21 protein-coding genes are annotated in these 23,069 nt (G+C 53.4%); 8 read left to right on the forward strand and 13 right to left on the reverse strand.

Annotated features, from left to right (window positions below):
• Positions 1 to 106 precede the first annotated feature (106 nt).
• A complete protein-coding gene (locus D7D48_RS06355) occupies positions 107 to 1,078 on the forward strand; it encodes an alpha/beta fold hydrolase (RefSeq protein ID WP_125230478.1) in 972 nt (323 codons plus the stop codon).
• 6 nt (positions 1,079 to 1,084) lie between these two features.
• Here the strand turns inward: D7D48_RS06355 and D7D48_RS06360 are convergent, their stop codons facing one another.
• A complete protein-coding gene (locus D7D48_RS06360; RefSeq protein ID WP_125230912.1) occupies positions 1,085 to 2,083 on the reverse strand; it encodes an NAD(P)H-quinone oxidoreductase in 999 nt (332 codons plus the stop codon).
• 82 nt (positions 2,084 to 2,165) lie between these two features.
• On the opposite strand from D7D48_RS06360, the gene D7D48_RS06365 reads away from it, so the two are divergent.
• Together D7D48_RS06365 and clpA are read left to right on the forward strand one after the other, a co-directional pair.
• Positions 2,166 to 2,363, forward strand: coding sequence for a DUF1192 domain-containing protein (locus D7D48_RS06365; protein WP_125230479.1), 198 nt, complete (start codon positions 2,166 to 2,168; stop codon positions 2,361 to 2,363).
• Between the two features lie 127 nt (positions 2,364 to 2,490).
• Positions 2,491 to 4,833, forward strand: coding sequence for an ATP-dependent Clp protease ATP-binding subunit ClpA (clpA, locus tag D7D48_RS06370; protein WP_125230480.1), 2,343 nt, complete (start codon positions 2,491 to 2,493; stop codon positions 4,831 to 4,833).
• A 30-nt stretch (positions 4,834 to 4,863) separates the two neighbouring features.
• Here the strand turns inward: clpA and recF are convergent, their stop codons facing one another.
• The gene (gene recF / locus D7D48_RS06375; RefSeq protein WP_125230481.1) at positions 4,864 to 5,919 is read right to left on the reverse strand and encodes a DNA replication/repair protein RecF; all 1,056 of its coding nucleotides are present in this window, start codon (positions 5,917 to 5,919) and stop codon (positions 4,864 to 4,866) included.
• A gap of 378 nt (positions 5,920 to 6,297) precedes the next feature.
• Here recF and D7D48_RS06380 point away from each other — a divergent pair, with 378 nt between their 5' ends.
• On the forward strand, positions 6,298 to 6,474 hold the full coding sequence (locus D7D48_RS06380; protein WP_125230482.1) for a PspC domain-containing protein: 177 nt from the start codon (positions 6,298 to 6,300) through the stop codon (positions 6,472 to 6,474).
• Positions 6,475 to 6,598: 124 nt separating this feature from the next.
• Here the strand turns inward: D7D48_RS06380 and D7D48_RS06385 are convergent, their stop codons facing one another.
• Entirely contained in the window at positions 6,599 to 7,738 is a 1,140-nt protein-coding gene (locus D7D48_RS06385) for a beta-ketoacyl-ACP synthase III (protein ID WP_125230483.1), read from the reverse strand.
• 119 nt (positions 7,739 to 7,857) lie between these two features.
• On the opposite strand from D7D48_RS06385, the gene D7D48_RS06390 reads away from it, so the two are divergent.
• Positions 7,858 to 8,463: a lysophospholipid acyltransferase family protein gene (locus tag D7D48_RS06390; protein ID WP_125230484.1), complete on the forward strand. Its 606-nt coding sequence runs from the start codon at positions 7,858 to 7,860 to the stop codon at positions 8,461 to 8,463.
• Positions 8,460 to 9,269: a DUF1295 domain-containing protein gene (locus D7D48_RS06395; protein WP_125230485.1), complete on the forward strand. Its 810-nt coding sequence runs from the start codon at positions 8,460 to 8,462 to the stop codon at positions 9,267 to 9,269. Before D7D48_RS06390 ends, D7D48_RS06395 begins: the two co-directional genes overlap by 4 nt.
• Here the strand turns inward: D7D48_RS06395 and rimO are convergent, their stop codons facing one another.
• Complete coding sequence (gene rimO / locus D7D48_RS06400; RefSeq protein ID WP_125230913.1) at positions 9,270 to 10,634, reverse strand: 30S ribosomal protein S12 methylthiotransferase RimO; 1,365 nt, start codon at positions 10,632 to 10,634, stop codon at positions 9,270 to 9,272.
• 89 nt (positions 10,635 to 10,723) lie between these two features.
• Here rimO and D7D48_RS06405 point away from each other — a divergent pair, with 89 nt between their 5' ends.
• Positions 10,724 to 11,125, forward strand: a complete 402-nt coding sequence (locus D7D48_RS06405) for a DUF1761 domain-containing protein (RefSeq protein WP_125230486.1) — start codon at positions 10,724 to 10,726, stop codon at positions 11,123 to 11,125.
• A gap of 23 nt (positions 11,126 to 11,148) precedes the next feature.
• Here the strand turns inward: D7D48_RS06405 and surE are convergent, their stop codons facing one another.
• Positions 11,149 to 11,916 (reverse strand): 5'/3'-nucleotidase SurE, encoded by a 768-nt coding sequence (gene surE, locus D7D48_RS06410; protein ID WP_125230487.1) that lies wholly within the window; start codon positions 11,914 to 11,916, stop codon positions 11,149 to 11,151.
• Positions 11,916 to 13,196 (reverse strand): serine--tRNA ligase, encoded by a 1,281-nt coding sequence (gene serS, locus D7D48_RS06415; RefSeq protein ID WP_125230488.1) that lies wholly within the window; start codon positions 13,194 to 13,196, stop codon positions 11,916 to 11,918. Before serS ends, surE begins: the two co-directional genes overlap by 1 nt.
• A gap of 378 nt (positions 13,197 to 13,574) precedes the next feature.
• Between serS and dksA the strand changes: the two genes are divergently transcribed.
• Entirely contained in the window at positions 13,575 to 13,940 is a 366-nt protein-coding gene (gene dksA / locus D7D48_RS06420) for an RNA polymerase-binding protein DksA (RefSeq protein WP_245964403.1), read from the forward strand.
• A gap of 52 nt (positions 13,941 to 13,992) precedes the next feature.
• Here dksA and pgl read toward each other — a convergent pair whose 3' ends face one another.
• The 7 genes from pgl to D7D48_RS06455 form a co-directional block, all read right to left on the reverse strand.
• Positions 13,993 to 14,700: a 6-phosphogluconolactonase gene (gene pgl / locus D7D48_RS06425; RefSeq protein WP_125230490.1), complete on the reverse strand. Its 708-nt coding sequence runs from the start codon at positions 14,698 to 14,700 to the stop codon at positions 13,993 to 13,995.
• Between the two features lie 16 nt (positions 14,701 to 14,716).
• Positions 14,717 to 15,331 carry a bifunctional 4-hydroxy-2-oxoglutarate aldolase/2-dehydro-3-deoxy-phosphogluconate aldolase gene (gene eda, locus D7D48_RS06430; RefSeq protein ID WP_125230491.1) on the reverse strand — a complete coding sequence of 205 codons (615 nt, stop codon included), beginning with the start codon at positions 15,329 to 15,331 and terminating at the stop codon, positions 14,717 to 14,719.
• Positions 15,332 to 15,343: 12 nt separating this feature from the next.
• Complete coding sequence (glk, locus tag D7D48_RS06435) at positions 15,344 to 16,315, reverse strand: glucokinase (protein ID WP_125230492.1); 972 nt, start codon at positions 16,313 to 16,315, stop codon at positions 15,344 to 15,346.
• A complete protein-coding gene (gene edd / locus D7D48_RS06440) occupies positions 16,312 to 18,135 on the reverse strand; it encodes a phosphogluconate dehydratase (RefSeq protein ID WP_125230493.1) in 1,824 nt (607 codons plus the stop codon). Before edd ends, glk begins: the two co-directional genes overlap by 4 nt.
• Positions 18,128 to 19,573 (reverse strand): glucose-6-phosphate dehydrogenase, encoded by a 1,446-nt coding sequence (zwf, locus tag D7D48_RS06445; protein WP_125230494.1) that lies wholly within the window; start codon positions 19,571 to 19,573, stop codon positions 18,128 to 18,130. The genes edd and zwf overlap by 8 nt, the downstream gene beginning before the upstream one ends.
• 100 nt (positions 19,574 to 19,673) lie before the next feature.
• The gene (locus tag D7D48_RS06450) at positions 19,674 to 20,708 is read right to left on the reverse strand and encodes an ACP S-malonyltransferase (RefSeq protein WP_125230495.1); all 1,035 of its coding nucleotides are present in this window, start codon (positions 20,706 to 20,708) and stop codon (positions 19,674 to 19,676) included.
• Positions 20,705 to 22,897: a thiamine pyrophosphate-dependent enzyme gene (locus tag D7D48_RS06455; RefSeq protein WP_125230496.1), complete on the reverse strand. Its 2,193-nt coding sequence runs from the start codon at positions 22,895 to 22,897 to the stop codon at positions 20,705 to 20,707. Before D7D48_RS06455 ends, D7D48_RS06450 begins: the two co-directional genes overlap by 4 nt.
• Positions 22,898 to 23,069 lie beyond the last annotated feature (172 nt).

The following is a 23,069-nucleotide window of genomic DNA, read 5'->3' on the forward strand; positions in this document are numbered from 1 at the left end:
CGATGCATTAGGCGAAGTTTGCCATATCGGCAAGCGACAATGCGCGTTTGGACTTGCACGCACCCTGCCACCTGTGCATTCCTCGGGGCAATCATTGGGGGAAGATATGCTACGTTTTATCAAATGGCTCGCTATTTTGTTGCTTGTCGCTTTGGCCGCACTGTTTTTCTGGGGCTATGCGCCTGACACGGAAGCCGCCCAGATGGAGCGCAAATACGGCAGCGCCGCGTCGCGCTTTGCCGAATTGGAGCCTGGTCTGCGCGTGCATTATCGAGATGAAGGCAAGTCAGATGGCCGCGTTCTCGTTCTTATTCACGGTTCAAACGCCTCTCTGCATACCTGGGAACCATGGGTCAAAGCTCTCGGCAAGGACTATCGCGTCATTTCGCTTGATCTCCCCGGACATGGTCTGACTGGGCGCAACCCCGCCGGAGTATACGACAATGCATCTTATGTTAGCGTTGTTGACCGTTTATTGACCAAGCTGAATGTTGATAATGCGGTCATCGGCGGCAATTCCATGGGCGGCGGCGTTTCCTGGTTGTTTGCACTGACCCATCCGGAGAAGGTCGATGCTTTGTTGCTGGTGGATGCCAGTGGGCAACCGCATGCAAAATCGGGCAATTTACCGCTTGGGTTCAAACTCATGCGCATGCCGGTAATAAAAGAAGCCGTCCGCTTCATCGCACCCCGCAGCATTTTTGAATCGAGCGTAAAAACGTCGATGAGCGTTCAATCTAAAATCAACGACCAGCTCATTGATCGGTACTGGGAATTAAACCGCTACCCCGGCAACCGCGAAGCAACGATGCAGCGCTTTTCAAGTCTTAAGAATATGACACCTGGCACAAAAGAGCGGCTCTCGGCCATAAAGGCGCCAGTTTTGATATTATGGGGTGCCGAAGATAACTTAATCCCTGTCACCTCGTCCAAATGGTTCGCTGAAGCGATTCCGGAGGCGAAACTCGTCATTTATCCCAATGTCGGCCATATCCCGATGGAGGAGATACCTGAGAAGAGCGCCAATGATGTCAAAATCTGGCTAGATAGCTTGGCGGTAAAAACACCTAAGGTATAAAGGCACTTACACTTTCAGCATGATTTTCCCGACATGCGCGCCGGATTCCATATATGCATGGGCCGCGGCGGCTTCGGTAAGCGGGAAAATCTTGTCCATTTCGGGACGCAGTGCTCCTTCGCAAACTATTGGCCAGACTTTCGCTAATAATTGCTCCGCAAGCATTGCCTTAAATGCGGCGGCACGCGGGCGTAACGTTGAGCCCGTCAGCGTCAGGCGACGGGACATGACATAGGCCATATTAATTTCCGCTGTCAGCCCGCCCTGCACCGCAATGGTCACATGCCGCCCGTCTTCGCGCAAGCATTGCAGATTTCGTGACACATAACTTCCGGCAACCATATCCAGCACTAGATGGACGCCCTCGCCATTTGTGATCGTCTTTACACGTTCGACAAAATCGGAATTATTATAGTTGATGGCGAAATCAGCGCCAATTTTTTGAGCTGCTGCACATTTGTCATCAGAGCCGCAGGTCACAAGCACAGTCAGGTCGAAAAGCTTGGCCAACTTGATTGCCATAGTTCCAATTCCGCTGGTCCCTCCGTGAATGAGCACGGTCTCGCCAGGAGCGGCATAGCCCCGCTCAAAAACATTATGCCAGACGGTGAATAATGTTTCAGGCAAAGCTGCAGCTTCAGCCAAGTTCATATTTGCTGGAACCGGTAAGCACACATCCATGCGCGCAAGGCAATATTCGGCATATCCGCCGCCCGAGACCAACGCGCAGTAATGTGCGCCGATTACAGTCGGGTCGACATCATCACCCACGGCGACGACTGTTCCCGACACTTCCAATCCGGGCAGGTCGCTTGCCCCAGGAGGTGCGGGATAAAGCCCCTTGCGTTGGATAACGTCAGGCCGGTTTACGCCCGCATAAGCGACTTTCAACAGCACTTCGCCCACACCCGGAATCGGTAACGGCCGATGTGAAGGAACAAGCACCTCGGGCCCACCCGGCGTCGAAATCTCGATTACGGTCATTGTTTCCGGTAGCTTATCCATCTGTGCCATATCCCTTTTGATTGAACGGCCTCTTAAGCAAGCTTCATATTGACAGCAACCGCCCATCGGTAAAATATGCGGTATGGATATTGACGAAAATCTACCGCGTCGGCGTGACGATCCTGTGGCCAATCTTGTTACGCACGATATTGATACCCTGTCCGTGGCGGAGCTTGATGCGCGTATCGCTTTACTAAAAGCAGAAATTATACGCTGCGAAGGGAAAATAGCGTTCGCAAGCACGCATAGAAGCGTTGCGGACGCATTGTTTAAAAAGTGAAGAACGCTGGTCCAATGCTAAGAAAACGCCGACATAAACCGTTATCTGCCGCATCATGCTTGAAAGCGCCCAAAGCCAAACCGATATAGACGTCAGAAGTTGCAGCGACTCAAAGGGAGATTAAGGTATGCCATCATTTGCAGAGTCGCTGGAAACCACACTTCACAACGCATTGAAGCACGCGGGCGACCGCGCGCACGAATATGCAACGCTTGAGCATCTTCTGCTCGCACTGATTGATGACGCGGATGCCGCTAAAGTCATGCATGCTTGCGGCGTCGATCTCAGCGAACTTTCGGACATCATCATCACATATTTGGATACCGAACTGGAAAGCCTACGCGTGGAGGGCAAGGTTGACCCATCACCGACAAGTGGGTTCCAGCGCGTTGTTCAACGTGCGATTTTACATGTCCAAAGCTCCGGCAAAGATGTCGTCACTGGGGCGAATGTGCTCGTGGCGTTATTTTCCGAGCGTGAGAGCTACGCCGTTTATTTCCTACAACAGCAGGATATGAGCAGGCTCGATGCCGTGTCTTATATAAGCCATGGCATTGGTAAAGATGGCAAGCTGGCCGAACCGCGGCCCGTCACCGGTGCGGAACAGAACAGTGATGAACCCGAAGACACCAAAGCGAAAAAGGATAAGAAAGAAGGTGTGCTGGATCAGTTCACCGTCAATCTGAATGAAAAAGCTAAACAGGGCCGTATTGATCCCTTAATTGGTCGCACGGCCGAAGTTGATCGCACCGTCCAAATTTTGTGCCGCCGGTCGAAAAATAACCCCCTTTATGTTGGCGAGCCGGGCGTTGGAAAGACGGCGATTGCAGAAGGGCTTGCACGACGCATCGTTGAAAATCAGGTGCCTGAGGTTCTGTTACCCGCAGTAATCTATTCGCTCGACATGGGCGCTTTGCTGGCTGGAACGCGGTATCGCGGTGATTTTGAAGAGCGCTTAAAGGCGGTCGTATCCGAACTGGAAAAGCTTCCGGATGCGATCCTGTTTATTGACGAAATCCACACCGTAATAGGTGCGGGCGCAACAAGTGGCGGGGCGATGGACGCTTCAAACTTGCTAAAGCCAGCTTTGTCCGGCGGAACCATCCGTTGCATTGGGTCAACGACATACAAGGAATTCCGCAATCATTTCGAAAAAGACCGCGCATTGCTGCGCCGGTTTCAAAAAATTGATGTCAACGAGCCTAGCGTAGATGACACAATCAAGATTCTTACCGGCCTACGCAGCGCGTTTGAAGAACATCACAAAGTAAAATACACCCCCGATGCCATCAAGGCCGCAGTGGAGTTGTCTTCACGATACATCAATGATCGTAAGCAACCCGACAAGGCCATCGACGTCATTGACGAAGTGGGGGCTATGCAGATGTTGGTTGCCCCCTCAAAGCGCCGCAAACTCATCACCGCACGCGAAATTGAGGCAGTGATTGCCACCATTGCCCGCATCCCGCCGAAGCAGGTTTCGAGTGATGACAAAACTGCGCTTGGCACGCTTGAAGCTGATCTCAAGCGCGTCGTATTTGGACAAGACAAGGCAATTGAAGTTTTGGCGAGCGCTATCAAGCTCAGCCGTGCTGGCCTGCGCGATACTGAAAAGCCCATCGGCAGCTATTTGTTTAGCGGTCCGACCGGCGTCGGCAAAACCGAAGTCGCACGGCAATTGGCTTCCATCCTTGGTATTCCGCTCAAACGATTTGACATGTCCGAGTATATGGAACGTCACAGCGTCAGCCGTCTGATTGGTGCCCCTCCGGGCTATGTCGGCTTTGACCAAGGCGGATTGCTAACAGATGCCGTCGACCAAAGCCCACACAGCGTCCTCTTGCTCGACGAAATCGAAAAGGCGCATCCGGACCTGTTCAACATACTGTTGCAAGTGATGGATAATGGTCGCCTCACCGACCATCATGGCAAGACTGTTGACTTTCGTAATGTCATTTTGATCATGACAACAAATGCGGGTGCCAGCGACATGGCGAAGGAAGGCATTGGTTTCGGTAATAACATCAGCAAAGAAGATGCCGGTGACGAAGCCGTTAAGAAGATGTTTGCACCGGAATTCCGTAATCGCCTCGATGCCACTGTGCCGTTTGGATATCTACCGACCGAAGTCGTCGCACGCGTTGTCGACAAGTTCATTTTGCAACTCGAACTGCAACTTGCCGACCAAAATGTACACATCAAGCTGGACGAGGAAGCCCGCGCTTGGTTGACCGAGCGTGGCTATGACAAGCTGTACGGCGCGCGCCCGATGGGTCGCCTGATACAGGAAAAAATCAAGCAGCCGCTGGCGGAAGAGCTGTTGTTTGGGAAACTTGTTCATGGCGGTGAAGTTGCCGTGCGCATCAAGGAAGGCCAGCCTGTCTTTGAGGTAACGCCTGCTCCGCCTAAATCTGTCAAACCAAAGTCGCCGAAGAAGAATGCGGCTAAAAAACCAAGCAAAGCGGGTTAATTGGGCGGCCCTTCAGAACGGGCCGCCTTATCATTGCCCAATGGGCAGCAATTGGGCTGAAGCGCCAATGCCATTGAACAATTCAGGCTCCGTACCGGTCATCCAGACTTGTGCGCCCGTGTCTGCCAACAACCCAAATAACGCAGCGCGTCTTGATGGATCGAGATGCGCTGCGACCTCATCGAGCAATAATATCGGTGGCGCATCGCGCTGAACCGCTACAAGTGCGGCGTGCGCGAGAATGAGCGAGAGCAACAAAGCCTTCTGCTCTCCTGTTGAACATTGTTCTGCAATCTGCCCTGAGGCGCTGTGCAATACTTCAAGATCAGCACGGTGAGGGCCGACCAACGTGCGTCCGGCGGCCGCGTCCCGATTACGCCCCTTGCGCCAAGCGGACGCAAGATCGCCTTCTGCTAAGGCATCCTTATCAACCAATTTGATTTGCGGCGTGGCAAATGGCCCTGACAGTGTCGTCCGCAATTGTGAACTCAACGCCTCTACGACCGAAGCACGCGCCGCCTGAATAAAGTGCCCGCTCTCCGCCATCTGTGCCTCAAGAGCATCTAACCAGAGTGGGTCGGCGGTAACACCGCCCGCCAAAAGACGGTTGCGTTGCTGCATAGCCTTTTCATATCGACTGCTGTGCTGCGCATGCCCCGGGTTGATCGCCAGCACCAAGCGATCCAAAAATCGGCGTCGTGCGGCTGCACCATCCGCAAACAAACGGTCCATCGCTGGCGTTAGCCAGATGACCGACAGCCATTCGGCAAGGCTGTTTATCGTGGCATTGCTTTCGTTCACACGGACCTTGCGCCGTTCGGGCTGCTCTGCGCTCACGCCTGTGCCAATCACATTGCCGCGGACCTCAGCTACGATAGCAAAACCACCGCTGCCATCCTTGCGCGGCATATCCAACATGGCGGCCCGGCGAAGACCACGGCCGGGGACTAACAGCGACACCGCCTCAAGAATATTCGTCTTACCAGCGCCATTTGACCCATGAAGCGCAAGAAATTGCGTGTGTGGTCGAATTTCAAGCGTAGCATGATTGCGAAAATCATTGAGGGTCAAACGCGACAAAGCCATAATGAGCGCTGCTATAGTATGGCCACTTCTGGTCAAGCAGCTATTGGCATTTTCTCAACCCTAAATATTGGTATTATTTCCTAATTTGTGAAGTTATTCCAGTGATACGATGCCATAAAAATTAACTAACACATTGTTTTTACATTATATATTGATTTTGGCATAAGCTATGCAGTGTACTTTCCATAGCCGGATTAGCCGGGACATGGAAAAGGATATCAACATGACACAACATGCAAGCACACACATTCTATCCGCTTTCGCAGCGGTGATCTGCGCATTGTTGACGATCGGTACTAGCGTGGCACCTGCCATTGCGCCTGTTGCAGCAATTATCGCGTAAATCAGAACCACATTTCATATTTAGGGAGAAGCTTTATGTCACGTTTAACACTTGATAAAACCAACAAGAAAATTCTCGGCGTTTGCGCTGGCCTTGCCAATTGGACAGGCATGGATGCCATGATTATTCGCCTGATCTTTGCCGCTGCCATTATTCTCGGCTTTGGCTCACCTATTTTGATTTATATCTTGCTGGCCATGATACTGGACTAAATAAGGTACGATCGGGCGCATAGCCTTGGCAGGGCAAGCTAAATCGATCTGAACAATCCGCCACAGAACGGGTTGCACAAAGAAAGAGACGCGGGATTTACTTGGTGAACCCGCGCCCCTTGGATTAAGCCACCTTCTGCACGAACACCGAACCCGCCGAATAGCCAGCGCCAAACGAACAGATTAAGCCAAGATCCCCAGCAGCTAAGTCTTCATTATGCTTGTGAAAGGCGATGATGGAGCCTGCGCTTGAGGTGTTGGCATAGGTATCAAGCACTGTCGGACTTTCATCCTCATTTGCTTCATGCCCCAAAACCTTTTGGGCGATCAGTCTATTCATCCCTGTATTGGCTTGATGCAGCCACATACGGCGTAAATTTGTTCCAGATAAGCCCAGGCTTTCGGCATGCTCAACGATCATTTGCCCGACCATTGGCACAACCTCTTTAAACACCTTCCTGCCCTCTTGAACGAACAACTTGTCATTGCGCGGCCCGCTTTGATTGACAGGTCCCTGCCCATGCGCACGATTGAGAAAGCCAAAGTTGTTACGGATGTTATTCGAAAATTGGGTCTTCAGCCGTGTACCTAGGATTTCCCAATGTTGCGCAGGCGCTATATCCTTCGCCTCAACCAATATGGCTGTCGCCACATCACCAAAGATGAAGTGGCTGTCGCGATCGCGCCAGTTGAGATGCCCTGAAGTGATTTCCGGATTTACAACCAATACCGAACGCGCATTACCGCTGCGAATGTAGTCAGCAGCAGTTTGAATGCCGAACGTTGCCGATGAACAAGCAACGTTCATGTCAAAGCCAAAGCCGCGCTGCATACCAAGCTCATGCTGGATCTCTACCGCCATGGCGGGATACGCACGCTGCATGTTAGAAGCAGCGCATAAAACGGCATCTACATCTTCGATGCTCCGTCCAGCGCGCGCCAAAGCGTCTCGACACGCAGCAACTCCAATTTCCGCCATTAGCGAAATTTGGTCATTTGGCCGCTCTGCGTAACGTGGCTCCATAATATCAGGGTCGACGATGGCGCGCTTGTCCATCACATGCCGAGATTTTATCCCGCTAGCTTTCTCTACAAATTCAACTGAACTGTGCGTAAGCGGCTCTGCATCTGGGTTAGCGGCGTTATATCGGTCGGCATAAGCATTGAAACTTGCTACCAGCTCTTCATTGCTGATGGTATCCGATGGCGTAAACAAGCCTGTCGAGGAAATGACTGGAATGGCACCTTGTGCATGTTGCGACATGTATTTTCCCGCGTTGATTTTTGTTGCGACGAATTGCCTAGCCTTTGCGTATTTACGAAACAAGCCGTTTGAAATGCATTGTAACGGCGTTATGTGAGCGATGGGGGAGGAATATCTTAATGTCATTGAATGAACGCCAGCCTAGCTGGCTATCCAGGTTGTTCAGGCGGGCACTGGTCGGCATCTATAAAGGCGCGGGCTGGCATGCACATGGCGTGGTACCGGAACAGCGCAAATTCGTGCTGATTGCGGCCCCACATACCAGTAACTGGGACTTTGTTTATTTTTTGGGACTGACCAATGACTTAGGTATTAAGCCCCATTTCATGGCCAAAACTTCGCTTTTCCGGTGGCCATTCACGAACTTCATGCTTGATATGGGCGGCGTTGCTGTCGACCGCAGTTCAAACCGTAATTACGTGCAGCAGATGATTGACGAATTTCGTCGCCGCGACGAATTCATGCTGACCATCGCGCCGGAGGGAACACGCGGCACGGTTAAGGCTTGGAAAACCGGTTTTTATCATATCGCGATGGGCGCAGGCGTGCCCTTGGTAGTCGGCATGATGGACTATGGTTCCAAAACGGGCGGGCTCGGTCCAGCGATCTGGCCGACCGGCGATTATAAAGCTGATATGGCGAAGGTTGCAGAAATCTATGCTAAGGTTAAACCAAAATACCCGACCAAAGGAATGACGGAGATATTTGCGAGGGACGATGCATGACTGATTTTGGTTCGACAATGCTTATCAATGCGGCGGCGTTGCTGGCCGTAATTCTTGCCTTATGGGCATATTCCGTCAAAATTCGGGATGTGTCATTTATTGATGCCTTTTGGGCATTTGGTATGGTGTTACTGGCCTGGGCGACTTGGGCGCAATCAAACACACCCGATACACGGTCCCACCTGCTGCTGGCGCTGACCAGCCTATGGGGTTTACGTCTCACCCTTCATCTTTGGACACGCTGGCGCGCGCATGGTGAAGATCCACGCTACGCAAAAATCATGGGTAGCGTGATGGAAAAGAAAGGCTGGAGCTGGAGCAAGACGTCCTTGCTTTCGGTATTTCTCACACAAGCGCCGTTGCTCTTCATAACATCCCTACCCGCGCAGCTTGGCATTTGGGCAAGCGAAGGCGGCAACACAACCTTAGGTCCCTTGGCGTTATGCGGCACAATCATTGCGATTATCGGCATATCATTTGAAACCATCGGCGATTCACAGCTTAACGCATTCCGCGCCAATCCCGCAAATAAGGGTAAAGTTCTGGATACTGGCCTATGGCGCTATACCCGCCACCCCAATTATTTTGGTGATGCCTGCACATGGTGGGGCATTTGGCTTATTGCCTGCGAAACAGGTCTAGCCGGATGGATCAGCGTCATTGGCCCGATATTCTTGACATTCACCCTGACGCGATGGTCAGGGAAGCCATTATTGGAACGTGGCATGAAGAAAACGCGGCCCGAATATGCAGATTATGTCGCCCGCACATCAGGCTTCTTTCCATTACCGCCAAAGCGCAAATAATCAGGCGACCACGCCAAACAGGTCGTGCTTGTCAGCGTCCTCGACATTGACGAGCACGACATCACCCGCCTTCAAAGTGGGAGCGACATCACGCAGATAAACATGGCCGTCGATTTCAGGCGCATCGGCCTGCGACCGTCCAGTCGCACCAATGCTGCCATCTTCATCCACGTCGCCGATTTCGTCGATGATAACTGGAATGCTACGCCCCACCTTTGCCCCAAGCTTAGCGGCGCTGATTGCGGCTGTTTTCGCCATGATACGCTGGAATCGCTCTTCCTTGACCTCTTCAGGCACTGGGTTGGGCAGATCGTTCGCTTGCGCGCCGTCCACCGGTTCAAAGCGGAACGCGCCAACACGGTCTAGTTGCGCTTCCTCCAGCCAATTGAGCAGATATTCAAAATCAGATTCGGTTTCACCGGGGAAGCCGACAACAAAACTTGAACGGATCGCGATGTCCGGCGCGATGCTGCGCCACTTGCGAATGCGCTCAAGCACCTTGGCGTCATTGGCTGGCCGCTTCATGGCCTTCAAGACATCCGGCGCAGCATGTTGGAACGGAATGTCGAGATAAGGGGTCAAATATCCCTCCGCCATTAAAGGAATGACATCATCCACATGCGGGTAAGGGTAAACATAATGCAGCCGGACCCATGGTGCGATGCCGTCACTGGTGCGCAAAGAACCGAGTTCGCGTGCAAGGTCAGTCATATGCGCGCGCACCTGACGCCCCTGCCATTCACGTGGTTCATGCCGTGTATCGACACCATAAGCGGAAGTGTCTTGCGAGATAACGAGCAGCTCTTTGGTGCCAGCAGAAACTAGCTTCTCCGCTTCACGCAGCACAGCGTCTATCCGGCGGCTAGCAAGCTTTCCGCGCAGGGTCGGAATAATACAGAACGCGCAACTATGGTTGCAGCCTTCTGAAATTTTCAAATAGCTATAATGGCGCGGCGTGAGCTTCAATCCGCCTTCAGGCACCAGATCTACAAATGCACCGCGTGTCGGTGGGGCAGCTTCATGGACCGCGGATACGACAGCCTCATATTGATGCGCACCGGTAATGGCTAACACATCGGGAAAGCGAGCACGAATAACATCGGCCTCATTACCCATGCAGCCCGTCACAATGACACGGCCATTTTCCGCGATAGCCTCGCCAATGGCTTCTAAGCTTTCTTCCTTTGCGGAATCGAGGAACCCGCACGTATTTACAAGCACGACATCGGCACCCGCATAATCGGGCGACAGGCCATAGCCGTCTGCACGCAATTTGGTGAGAATTCGTTCGCTATCGACCAGCGCCTTGGGACAGCCAAGCGATACCATGCCGACTTTCGGCGCTGCTTTAATGATTGTTGCCATGATGGGCGGCGCATAGCGCGTTTCCGCAGGCTTGTCACGGATGTCGATCACGCGCATGGTTGCAGAGGAAAACTGCGTGAGGAAAATTGATGGCGAACGCGAATTTGTTAGCGATATTGGTAGCAGCGGCGACGGGTTTCTTGATTGGTGGCCTATGGTATGGGCCATTGTTTGGTAAGGCATGGATGGCAGAGCATGGATTTACCGAGGAGCAATTGCGTGGCAGCAATATGTTTAAAATATACGGCCTAACCTTTTCTTTTTCAGTACTTTCGGCCGTTTTCCTTGGTCATTTATTGGCGTTTTTTGATACCAATACGCGTTCGACGCTGATGATTTCTGTGGGCATTTCGTTTGGCTATATCATCCCTGCCATTGGCACCAATTACCTGTTTTCGCGTAAGTCAGGCCGATTGTTCGCCATCGATGCCGGATATTGGATCGTGTTCTACGCAGCTATGGGTTTGGTCTTCCTTATCCTTGGGCATTAGGGCCATCAGCACTAAGCGCGGCTTCAAATGCTATATCTCTGCTTCAATGCTGCTAGCGATTCATGGTGTGTCAGATCAAGTTGGAGAGGCGTGACAGCAATATAACCATCTTCAATGACTTCAAGATCGGTATCATGGCCCGGCGTATGCAGCATGCCGTGCAAACCAAACCAATAATAATCATATCCGCGTGGGTCCGTTCCTTTGACAATTGACCCACGACTATAGTCGTGGAAACCCTGACGGGCGACTTTAATCCCCTTCACGTCTTGCGGCAGCAACGGCGGAAAGTTTATATTTGTCAATGTGCGCGGCGTGTCCGGCATATCGAGCAACGGACGCAAGACGCGCTCACCCCATGCTTCCGCCGCCGAGAAGGGCACAGCATCGGCCATACCTTCCTTGCTGTAAACCTGGCTCAGTGCGATGGAACGAATGCCTGCCAATGCACCCTCCATCGCAGCAGACACCGTGCCGGAATAAGTGATATCATCACCCAAATTGGCACCACGGTTCACGCCCGATAGGATAAGATCCGGCTTCGCATCTTTCATAATGACGCCGAGCCCCAGCATGACGGAATCTGTTGGGGTACCAGCGACCGAATAATGCTTTTCCCCATGCTGGCGAATGCGTACGGGCTTCGTCAAGGTAAGCGAATGGCCGGCACCAGAGTTTTCCTCCGCAGGCGCAACAATCCAGATATCATCACTGATCGTTCGGGCAATCGCCTCAAGCACCTTAAGGCCAGGCGCATTAACGCCATCATCATTGGTCAACAATATACGCATCAGGCAGCTGGCTCCAACTTCATGAGACCGCCCATATAAGGCAGCAAGACCGACGGAATATTGACACTGCCATCGGCCTGCTGGTGATTTTCAAGCACAGCGACAAGCGTGCGGCCAACCGCAAGGCCAGAGCCATTCAGCGTATGAACAAAAACATTGCCCTTGCCTTCGGTTGGACGGTAGCGGGTATTCATCCGCCGCGCCTGCCAGTCACCGCAGTTCGAGCAGCTTGAGATTTCGCGGTATAGTGCTTGCCCTGGTAACCAGACCTCGAGATCATAGGTCCGCCGAGCGCTTGCACCCATATCACCCGTACACAGCAGCATCTTCCGATAGGGTAATTCAAGCGCTTGCAAAATGCCTTCGGCGCTCTCCACCATGCGTTCATGCTCTGCCGCGCTGTCTTCAGGCCGAACGATGGAGACCAATTCTACCTTTTCAAACTGGTGTTGGCGGATAAGCCCCTTGGTATCGCGGCCCGCTGCACCTGCTTCGGAGCGGAAACATGGGGTCAGCGCCGTCAGCCGGATCGGTAGTGCGCTTTCGTCCAAAATTTGTTCTCGCACACTGTTGGTCAGTGACACTTCAGCGGTTGGAATAAGCCATCGACCGTCGGTTGTCTGAAAATTGTCTTCGGCAAATTTGGGCAACTGCCCTGTTCCGAACAAAGATTCCTGCCGCACAAGATAGGGCGTCGCGCACTCTGTGTAACCGCGCTGCGCCGTCTGATGATCAAGCATGAATTGACCAAGCGCGCGATTCAAGCGCGCCATCTGCCCGCGCATGAAGGTGAACCGTGCACCAGAAATGGCAACACCCGTTTCAAAATCAAGGCCAAGAGCGGGACCAATATCGGCATGATCGCGGGGTTCAAAATCAAAATTGCGTGGTTCGCCCCAGCGCGCAATTTCAACATTCTCGGTCTCATCTGCGCCGTCAGGGGTATCCGCAGATGGTAAATTTGGTAAGCCTGCAAGCAAGGTGTCGAGTTCCATGCCTGCCGCTCGTTCGCGCTCTTCCAACTGTGGCAATGTGTCTTTCAACTGCGCAACTTCGGCCTTCAACACTTCGGCCGTTGCGGTATCGCCCTTGCCCATGGCCGCACCTATGGCTTTCGACGCATCGTTGCGGCGGGCCTGCGCATTCTGCATTTCGGTCAAAATTGCGCGCCGATTTTCGTCCAGAGCAAGAATGGATGCAGAAACGGGCTCGGCACCACGCCTTGCTAGAGCCGCGTCAAAGTCTTTCGGATTTTCACGAATATATTTTAGGTCATGCATAGCGGCAGGCTATGCCCCGCGAATGGCAGTTTCGCAATGGGAAATGGGTACGCCCAAATGCATGCACATGCGCTGCGGATACTATTTTCTTGCCAGCCATAGCATTCAAGGTTCAAACCATTTGTATACACGTCCTATTTACCGCCCTTATGCCTGATGGACGTTAGGACGTAACATTTGGCTTGTGCCGTATTTGGCCCGAGTCTATAGCGCCGCCAAGAGTGGATTGGTCGCAGACTCCTGCGTTCTGGAGGGGCTGCCCCAGGGTGGAGAATTAGGATGGGCGTAAGCGCCAAGCCTCAAGACACAATCAGCAAAAAAAACGTCCCTGACTATGGCATCGATGATTCATATGTGCCTGGTGATGACGAGCCATTCATGAATGAACGGCAACTGAAATTTTTTGAAAAACAGCTTGTTGACTGGAAAAATAGCATCTTGGCGGAAGCACAAGGAACGCTGAACCAGCTTCAGGATGGCCCCATGCGCGAGCCAGATCTGAACGACCGCGCCTCGAGCGAAACCGATTGGGGTATCGAACTTCGAACCCGCGACCGTCAACGCAAACTTATCGCCAAGATTGATGCTGCTTTGCGTCGTATCACTGAAGGCGAATATGGTTATTGCCAAGTCACTGGGGAACCTATCTCTCTCGCGCGCCTGCGCGCAAGGCCTATCGCGACCATGACGTTAGAGGCACAAGAACGCCATGAACGTCAGGAACGCGTGTCTCGCGACGACTGATTCTTAGGCTGACTGCCGCACGGACCGCCCCCGTAAACCGTGCCAAGCTAAATCAGTCGTCGAGGCAGTAAATGTCGACAGGAACGACAATTTTGTCGAGCACCCGGCCGACAGGATAAGCTGATTTTCCGCCCTGTTCGATCGCTGTTTCTAGCACTTCACGTTTCTGTGCGCCGCTAATAACCAAAATAGCCGTTCGCGCCGCGCCGATGGCTGCGCCTGTTAATGTAACCCTATTAACGGGCGCTTCGGGCGGTAAAGGATCGGGTGCAACGCCCACGGCGCGAACATCTTTGCCGCTGTCCATCACCAATTCCAAATCAGGGCCAGGGAAAATCGATGCCGTGTGGCCATCTGTTCCCATGCCGAGCCAAACCAGATCTGGCGGCCAATGCAAATCAGCCAACCGTGCATTCGCCGCGCTGCCCGCCAGTTTATGGTCGGCGGCATCACTTGCGATTGGCAAAACCCGCGCACCCTTTGGAATGAAAATTTTGGCAATCATCGCCACATTAGACAAGGCATTGTCCACGGGAACTAAGCGGTCATCGGTCGGGATAATTGTTACGTTTTTCCAACGAATATTAGCCTGAGCAAGCTTTTCCAAAATCGGCTTTGGTGTTGAACCCCCGGGAAATGCTACCAGAGCCTGCCCCCGCGCATCCAAAGCGCTTTCAATGATGAAGCTGACATCGCCGACCACGGCATCAATCAAATCTTCCGCAGCGTCAAAATCCCACCATTCGATTTCTTCGGCCATATGCCTTGCGTCTCCGTTAGTTCCGTAATGCCGATGCGGCGCGCGCTGCCGATTCAATCGCGGCAACTTCGGGAACGCCTTTACCAACAAGCCAGCTACCGCCAACACATAAAATTTCCGGAACGGCCAACCAATCTGCTGCTGTATCTTGTTTTATACCACCAGTAGGGCAAAATTTGCACTGACCGAATGGTCCAATAAGCGACTTGAGTGCCGGAAGGCCGCCATTGGCCTCGGCTGGAAAGAATTTGAAATGCGTGAGGCCGAGCTCAAGCCCGCGCATGATGTCACCAGCACTCGCGACACCAGGCAAGAATGGTATGCCTTTGGCGACGGCTGCTTTACCTAAATTGTCGGTCAGGCCCGGCGAGACAATGAACTCAGCGCCAGCACCGATAGCACATTCAAGACTCGGCACATCGACAATGGTACCAGCCCCAACAATCGCGCCGGGGACTTTCTTCATTTCGGCAATCGCATCCAACGCCGCAGCGGTGCGTAAGGTTACCTCAAGCACGGGAAGCCCTCCCGCCACGAGCGCCTCCGCTATGCCACGCGCATGCGCGGCATCTTCGATTACCAGAACCGGAATAACGGGCGCAGTGCGCATGATTTTTTCGATGAGAGTCATGGAGCGATGTCCTCAAATATGTTGCTGGGCGTAAGCAGCCGCTGCACCAAAAAGGCCTGGTTGTGGATGTGTGATAAGCTTGACCGGTATCGCAGCCATTAGGGCTTCGAAGCGCCCCTTGGCCCGAAAGCGTTCGGCAAAGCCCGAACGAATAAGGCTGTCCTTTATGCGCAAGCCTAGCCCGCCTGCAATCACAACGCCTGCGAAACCGCCCTGTGCGAGTGTGATATCACCCGCGACACTGCCCAGCGACAGACAAAAGCGGTCAACCGCGGCAGCGGCAAGGCTGTCTTCACCTGACATGCCCATTTGCCATAAGGTCTTGTCATCATATTGTTGGACCGCACGCCCCTCAATCGCCGCAAGCGTTTCGTAGAGGTCGATAAGGCCTGGTCCAGATACAACGCGTTCAATCGACACCCGTCGATAACGCTTGCGCAACCTTGCCAAGACCGCGTCCTCAATCGCGTCCAACGGCGCAAAATCGATATGCCCACCCTCAGTTGCTTGCACATGATAATCGTTGCCCTTGCGCCATACATGCGCCACGCCAAGACCCGTTCCCGGCCCGATAATGCTCAACGTTCCTTCCGTAGCGAAGTCCTGCTCTGGCCCGGTCAGATGCTGGAAATGCTCTGAACCGGCTTGTGCTACGGCATGCCCAACGGCGCCAAAGTCATTAACGATGACAAAACTGTCTACCTGCAATTTCTCGCACACAAGCGACCGACGAATAATCCATGGATTGTTGGTCAGCTTGATCACATCAGCATCCACGGGCCCAGCAATTGCAATTGCCGCCGCGCGGGGAAGTGGTGTGCCATTGATCCGTTCAAATTCCTGCCACGCCGTCTGAAAACTCGCGTGCTCAGCAGTTTTCAGCGTCACCGCTTCACCCAAGGCAAGCACGCGGCCGTCTTGAACCTCAGCTAGGGCGAACCGGGCATGGGTTCCGCCGATATCGACAGCCACAATCGCCGTCATAGTCCAGCAACCGCTAACATGGCCGATCCGCCTTTCTCTGCCTCATCGGCGCCGGCCTGCATCAATGCAAACAACTCACGCCCTGTTCCTATATGCCGTGCTGGCGTCGGTGCTGGCGCACGAGATGACCAGATATCTGCATCCACCAAGACCGACAATGTTCCAGTGTTCGCGCAAAGCCGGACGATGTCGCCATCCTGTAGCTTTGCGATAGCCCCACCACGCGCACCTTCTGGACTTAAATGGATAGCAGCGGGCACTTTCCCAGACGCGCCGGACATACGACCATCCGTGACGAGCGCCACATTAAAGCCCTTATCCTGCAACACACCGAGGCATGGGGTCAGCTTGTGCAATTCCGGCATGCCATTAGCGGCGGGACCTTGGAAACGGATAACGACAATGACATCGCGATCCAATTCGCCCGCTTTAAATGCTGCCAATGCGTCATTCTGGTCATGAAACACACGGACGGGCGCTTCTATCTTCCAGCGGGCAGGATCGACTGCGCTGGTCTTGAATGTTGCACGGCCCAAATTGCCCGTCACCAGACGCATCCCGCCATCGGGGCTAAAGGGCGCTGACGGTGGACGCAACATGGTGTCATCTGCCGTGACCTCTGGCGCGTCTCGCCAGACAAGCTTTTCATCCTCCAGCACCGGCTCACGCCCATAATCGCCCAAGTCATTGCCTGCGACCGTCATGATATCGCGATGCAGCAGGCCAGCGTCAATCAGTTCGCGGATGACATAACCCATCCCGCCTGCGGCATGGAAATGGTTCACATCGCCTGAGCCATTTGGATAGACTCTGGCAATGAGCGGCACCGCAGAGGACAATTGGTCTAAATCTTCCCAGTCAATATTGATGCCCGCTGCCCGTGCAATTGCCGGAATATGCAGTGCATGGTTGGTCGAACCACCCGTGGCAAGCAAGCCCACACAGGCGTTCACAATTGCCTTTTCATCCACGCAAAGCCCCAAGGGCCGATAATCATCTCCATCCCAGCCAATCTCGCTGAGGCGATGGACGGCAGCACGTGTCAATTCGGTCCGTAACTTCGTGCCGGGGTTGATGAAAGCCGAACCCGGAATGTGTAGTCCCATCACTTCCATCATCATCTGGTTTGAATTTGCGGTGCCATAAAAAGTGCAAGTGCCCGCGCTGTGATACGACGCGGCTTCCGCCTCTAACAATTCGGCGCGCCCGACCTTACCCTCGGCGTAAAGCTGCCGCACGCGTTGCTTTTCTTTATTGGCAAGACCCGATGGCATGGGCCCAGCGGGCACAAGGATGGTTGGCAAATGACCAAAGCGCAATGCGCCCATTAATAGACCGGGTACAATTTTGTCGCAAATGCCCAGCATCGCAACGCTTTCGAACATGCCGTGGCTAAGACCCACCGCCGTGGCCATCGCGATAACATCGCGGCTGAACAAGGACAGCTCCATCGAATCCTGCCCTTGCGTGACACCATCGCACATGGCGGGGGTCGAGCCTGCCACTTGCGCCGTGGCGCCAACCTCACGTGCAAAAATCTTCATCTGTTCGGGGTAGCGTCCATATGGCTGATGCGCGGAAAGCATGTCGTTATACGCGCTGATAATGCCGATGTTCATCGCCTTGCCATCGCGAATGGCCGCCTTGTCCTCGCCACTAGCTGCAAAGCCATGCGCGAGGTTACCACAGCTTAAAACCGGACGATTAACACCCGCATCGCGTTGCTTAGCGATCAGGTCGAGATAGGCCTGACGCCCAAGCTTGGAGCGTTGGATAATCCGCGCGGTGACGGCTTCGACTGTGACGTGCAATTTACTCATGCCAGCTCACTCCATCGCGTTCAGTCAGCGCTATCGCCGCATTGGGACCCCAGCTTCCCGCGCCATAGGTTTTTGGCTTAAGTGCCGTGGCGTTCCACAAGGCCCGTATGGCATCGATCCATGTCCACTGCGCCTCAACTTCATCCCGGCGGACAAATAAAGTCTGATCGCCTTCTATGAGGTCGAGAAGCAGTCTTTCATACGCAATCCGCCGACGCGATCCGGCAAAGGCTGCCGTCAGTGACAAATCCAGCGGCACTTCCCGCAAGGTAACTCCGCCGCGATCTAGACCAGGTTCTTTTGCCATCACCAACAAGCGGACATATTCTTCCGGTTGCAAACGGATGATAAGAGTGTTGGCGTCGAGTTTTCCGCCACGGTCTCGAAATACATTGTGCGGCACAGGCTTGAATTGTATGACAATCTCGCTGCGCCGTTCGGGCAGGCGTTTGCCCGTACGCAGGAAGAACGGAACACCCTGCCAGCGCCAATTGTCGACATACGCCTTTATCGCCACAAAGGTTTCGGTGTCGGATGCTTTACCCAGATCGCTTTCATAACTTTGAACCGCATCTCCTTGGACCGCGCCTTCGGCGTATTTACCGGTCACAACGTCACCCTCCACCACAGGACGCAGCGCGCGCAGAACCTTCACCTTTTCATCACGAATGGCGGTAGCATCCAGGCTGGCGGGCGGTTCCATCGCAATCAGTGCAAGAAGTTGCAACATATGGTTCTGCACCATGTCCCGCAGCGCACCGGTATCATCATAAAAACCAGCGCGACCCTCAAGCCCGACAGTTTCGCTAACCGTGATCTGCACATGCTCTATGGCATTGGCATTCCACAATGGTTCAAACAACATATTGGCAAAGCGCAGCGCCATGAGGTTCTGCACGGTTTCCTTGCCCAGATAATGGTCTATGCGAAAGGTGCGTTTTTCCGGAAATACGGCGTTGACGGCATCATTAATATGGCACGAGGACGCAAGATCATTGCCCAATGGTTTTTCAAGACCAATACGCACATTCTCGCCCGACAGACCGGCATTGTGCAGTCCTTTGATTGTGGCTTCGAACAAAGATGGCGCTGTGGACAGGAAAATGGACAAGCCACCCGATATATCACCGATGGTATCGGCGAGTTCCACAAAGCCATCGGGGTTAGAGGCGTCTAACGCGACATAATGTAAGCGTTGCAAGAAGGCGTCAATCAACCCCTCAGCCTTACGGTCCTCAGGCAGAAATTCGCACAAGGCCGCGCGGGCCATGTCGCGAAAACCGTCGTCGGTCAGCGGGCTTCGCGCGGTGCCAAAAATCCGCAAATTCGGTTGAATCAAACCATCGGCGTATAAGGCGTATAAGGACGGTAACAACATCCGGCGCGAAAGGTCACCCGTCGCCCCGAACAGCAGCAAGGTTGAACTATGGACTCGCATTCCTTTTATCTCCTAGCAAGACAACAATAATGGCCTCGCAATTCGTTCCTCCCTTTATCCGGAAGCGAGAAGGCGTCTAGCGCTTATTCGTATGCAGTAATTAGCTTAACGCCCACGCGCGCTGTTCGGCCATGCCCATCGATATCAAAACGTGTTCATCCTGCTGCCGTGCTTGGAAGTCTGCCTTGCCAGAAAGACCACGCCAACACGAAGCAATAAGCGCCTGAATGGTTGGCGCGCCTAGGGTTGTTCCGGGGCCAAGCACAATTATCGTATCGGGTGCAAATTCGGCGGCAGCGACCTGAACTGCAAGGCTAAAATCATAGCTATCGGTCAGTTGCGCACCGAACGTGTAATCATAAATAGCATCACGGCTAAATGCGCGTGGGGACCAAATTCGGCCCTGCCCATCTATCGCCGGAATTTCGCCAAACCCGAAATCGTTAAGCGGATTGGCTGTCCGCGCCATCGGAACAACATGGTTCAGCAAAGGGCTATGGAATGCGGCATGGTGCATAAGCTTTAACGGAAAACGGTCATCTTTAGGCAACCGTTCCATTAACCATTTGAGCCCAGCCTCGTCTGCGGCAAAAACTATCATACCGCCAAGCCGGATGGAAATATACGCACTTATTTGAGAAATTTTCTGCGCTTCATTGATTAAATTATTAACAAATAACAATTTATCTTGCTGGATATTCCAGTCATCATCCGCGACTGACCAAACAATTTGTCCACCGACCCCATGCTGGTGCATGATGCCGCCCATATTGTTGACGAGCCGTGCTCCGCCGGCAAGATCGACGATACCCGCACAAGCTAAGGCCAGATACCACCCCATAGAATTACCGGTTACAGCGACAATGTCATATTGTTCACGGTCAATCGCAGCAAAGTCCGCCATTGCGCAGGCGTAAATCGAAGCCGAGGCATTATCGCCCGTCATATGTACTGACGGCGCGTATTTGCCTGCGGCATCAAGCTGCGATACAGTTACCTGCCCCATCGCGGTCCGAGTGGCGTCCACTGTCGCAATAACGTCTTGGCGCGCCGCATGATGCGCTTTCAGATAACCAAGTTCTGTAGCATTATAGGTCCCGCGCCCAGGGCAAATAACTAAAGCCCGTTTTTTCATGCCACCGCCGCCCGCGCCGCTTCGATGATAGATGCTTTGCTGGGCAACACCAGCTCCGCTGCTGGCCCCAAAGGAATGAAGCAATCTTCGGCTGTAATCCGACTGACGGCATCGCCGCGTCCAGCTTCGGTAAAAATGGTCATCAACTTTTCGCTGAGGCTTCCCGACTTGCGGCATTCATCGACAATCAAAATCTTCCTGCAATCTGCCACTGCCGCGACAATAGCAGCGGCCTTTAACGGGTGCAGCCAACGTAGATCAATGATCCGCAGGTCAATCCCCCCCGCCTTCAATTCATCCGCCGCTTGCCGCGATAGAAAATAACCATTTCCGTATGTTATAATGGCAAGCTCAGTACCCTTGTCAAATTGACCTAGCGCACCAAGCGCGATCATTTTGTCCTGATCCGGCGCAACATAAGGTGCGGTCCAACCGCTGTCGTCCGGTTGCTGCAGGTCGGTTGTATGATAGAGCGCGATAGGCTCAATAAAGACCACGACCCGTCCGTCCTCATGCGCCAGCCGGACGCATTCCCGCAACATTGCTGGCGCATCAGCGGCGCTGGAGGGGCAAGCAACGATGATACCGGGAATATCGGTCAGGACGGCCAAGCTATTATCATTATGGAAATGCCCGCCAAACCCCTTTTGATATGGCAGACCAGCAATGCGGATCACCATAGGGTTGCGATATTGCTGGTTCGAAAAGAACGATAAGGTCGCAGCCTCTCCGCGGATTTGATCCTCAGCATTGTGCAGATAAGCCAAAAACTGGATTTCGGGGATTGGCACAAAGCCGTTATGCCCCATGCCAACGGCAAGGCCCAAGATCGTTTGTTCGTCTAGTAATGTGTCAAATACACGCGCAGCGCCGAATTTCTCCTGCAAGCCTTGCGTCACGCCATAGACGCCGCCCTTGCGCGCGACATCTTCGCCAAACACCGCGACATGAGGATATTGCAACATGATGTCTGCCAACGCGAAATTAATGCTTTTGGCCAAGGTCGCGGGCTTAGCAAGGTTACGCGCATCTTTAGTGAACAGCGCATCACGCTTCGCCGCATCGGGTAAGGGCTGCGGGGGTTGCGCGGATTTCGTTGGTTCAATCGACGCCATCACTTCTGCAGCAGTTACCAAACGCGGTTTAGCCAAGGCATCCTGAGCCACGCGGTCGACCCGGGCACGCATATCTTCATAGCGCGCAACAATCTCTGCGCCTGACATGCCCGCTTGTTCATGCAAAATACGCGCGCTGTGTAACAACGGATCTTCCGCTTCTGCAGCTTCAATCTGTGCAATAGAAGCGTAGCTTAGCTCAACATCTGCACCAGCATGCCCCATCAACCGGACTGTCTGCATGTGCAGAAACACTGGCTTGCGTCGCGTACGAGCATAGGTCACCGCTTCTGCGCATCCGCGCAGAGCATCATTCATGTCCGCACCATCGCAGCTTATATAATGCAAGGCGGGCCTATGCGCGAAATTGGCGGCAATCCAGCCGCCCGGGGTTCGCACAGAAATCCCGATGCCATTATCCTCACACATAAAGACAATAGGCATCGGCAAATGCTGATATGCAGCCCAAGTAGCCGCATTGAATGCCCCTTGCGACGTTGAATGGTTCGCAGAGGCATCACCGAACGAACATAAAATTATCGCATCATGCGGCAAAACAGCATCGGCAAGCTGCAACCTTTGCGCCATGCCAAGCGAATGCGCCGCACCAACTGCCTTCGGCAAATGAGACGCAATCGTGCTGGTTTGCGGCGGAACAAAACTATGCGCACACCCCAATACCTTGTGCCGCCCGCCCGAAATCGGGTCATCCGCGGATGCGGCGAAGGACAAGGCCATATCGTGCAACGGCGTCAGGCCACCTGCTTGCTTCTTACGTTGGATAAGGAAAGCTGCATCGCGATAATGCAAAAATGCCATGTCGGTCGAACGTGTTGCAGCGGCCATTGCGGCTGTACCCTCATGCCCCGAACTACCGATGGAATAAAAAGTTTTCCCCTTCGAACGGCGGGCCCAAAGGTCGAGATGGCGGCTCATAATCTGACTATCAAACAGATCGACAACTATGTGCGGCGGGGCCAATTTCGTAACCTGGCTGGAGCGCGGTTCCGGAAAATCATGCGCAGCGACGCGGCGGGAAAATGCCTCGTCCAAAATCGTGGGGCGGTCAAACATAGCCGGGGATGATTAGCGTCAAAAGGCGCAAAAGCCACAGCAAAATGATATTTTCAATCGCATGATTAAATTGCTGGATTTGTCAAATTTCGGCGATAGGATATGTCGTTCATAGAGTTTCTTCCCGGATTTTCCCAACCGGGAAGTGTTAAGACCGCCGTCAACCATATAA

The sequence above is a fragment of the Sphingorhabdus wooponensis genome, assembly GCF_003933235.1.
GTDB classification, from domain to species: Bacteria; Pseudomonadota; Alphaproteobacteria; order Sphingomonadales; family Sphingomonadaceae; genus Sphingorhabdus_B; species Sphingorhabdus_B wooponensis.

What these genes read in the sequence shown, in the direction of transcription:
- D7D48_RS06385 (WP_125230483.1), bottom strand. Translation starts at nt 7,738, where the DNA reads ATGTCGCAACATGCACAAGGTGCCATTCCAGTCATTTCCTCGACAGGC.
- D7D48_RS06405 (WP_125230486.1), top strand. Translation starts at nt 10,724, where the DNA reads ATGGCGAACGCGAATTTGTTAGCGATATTGGTAGCAGCGGCGACGGGT.
- D7D48_RS06380 (WP_125230482.1), top strand. Translation starts at nt 6,298, where the DNA reads ATGTCACGTTTAACACTTGATAAAACCAACAAGAAAATTCTCGGCGTT.
- D7D48_RS06455 (WP_125230496.1), bottom strand. Translation starts at nt 22,897, where the DNA reads ATGTTTGACCGCCCCACGATTTTGGACGAGGCATTTTCCCGCCGCGTC.
- eda (WP_125230491.1), bottom strand. Translation starts at nt 15,331, where the DNA reads ATGACTCTCATCGAAAAAATCATGCGCACTGCGCCCGTTATTCCGGTT.
- surE (WP_125230487.1), bottom strand. Translation starts at nt 11,916, where the DNA reads ATGCGTATATTGTTGACCAATGATGATGGCGTTAATGCGCCTGGCCTT.
- clpA (WP_125230480.1), top strand. Translation starts at nt 2,491, where the DNA reads ATGCCATCATTTGCAGAGTCGCTGGAAACCACACTTCACAACGCATTG.
- D7D48_RS06360 (WP_125230912.1), bottom strand. Translation starts at nt 2,083, where the DNA reads ATGGATAAGCTACCGGAAACAATGACCGTAATCGAGATTTCGACGCCG.
- edd (WP_125230493.1), bottom strand. Translation starts at nt 18,135, where the DNA reads ATGAGTAAATTGCACGTCACAGTCGAAGCCGTCACCGCGCGGATTATC.
- recF (WP_125230481.1), bottom strand. Translation starts at nt 5,919, where the DNA reads ATGGCTTTGTCGCGTTTGACCCTCAATGATTTTCGCAATCATGCTACG.
- glk (WP_125230492.1), bottom strand. Translation starts at nt 16,315, where the DNA reads ATGACGGCGATTGTGGCTGTCGATATCGGCGGAACCCATGCCCGGTTC.
- D7D48_RS06395 (WP_125230485.1), top strand. Translation starts at nt 8,460, where the DNA reads ATGACTGATTTTGGTTCGACAATGCTTATCAATGCGGCGGCGTTGCTG.
- D7D48_RS06365 (WP_125230479.1), top strand. Translation starts at nt 2,166, where the DNA reads ATGGATATTGACGAAAATCTACCGCGTCGGCGTGACGATCCTGTGGCC.
- zwf (WP_125230494.1), bottom strand. Translation starts at nt 19,573, where the DNA reads ATGCGAGTCCATAGTTCAACCTTGCTGCTGTTCGGGGCGACGGGTGAC.
- serS (WP_125230488.1), bottom strand. Translation starts at nt 13,196, where the DNA reads ATGCATGACCTAAAATATATTCGTGAAAATCCGAAAGACTTTGACGCG.
- dksA (WP_245964403.1), top strand. Translation starts at nt 13,575, where the DNA reads ATGAATGAACGGCAACTGAAATTTTTTGAAAAACAGCTTGTTGACTGG.
- rimO (WP_125230913.1), bottom strand. Translation starts at nt 10,634, where the DNA reads ATGGCAACAATCATTAAAGCAGCGCCGAAAGTCGGCATGGTATCGCTT.
- D7D48_RS06355 (WP_125230478.1), top strand. Translation starts at nt 107, where the DNA reads ATGCTACGTTTTATCAAATGGCTCGCTATTTTGTTGCTTGTCGCTTTG.
- D7D48_RS06390 (WP_125230484.1), top strand. Translation starts at nt 7,858, where the DNA reads ATGTCATTGAATGAACGCCAGCCTAGCTGGCTATCCAGGTTGTTCAGG.
- D7D48_RS06450 (WP_125230495.1), bottom strand. Translation starts at nt 20,708, where the DNA reads ATGAAAAAACGGGCTTTAGTTATTTGCCCTGGGCGCGGGACCTATAAT.
- pgl (WP_125230490.1), bottom strand. Translation starts at nt 14,700, where the DNA reads ATGGCCGAAGAAATCGAATGGTGGGATTTTGACGCTGCGGAAGATTTG.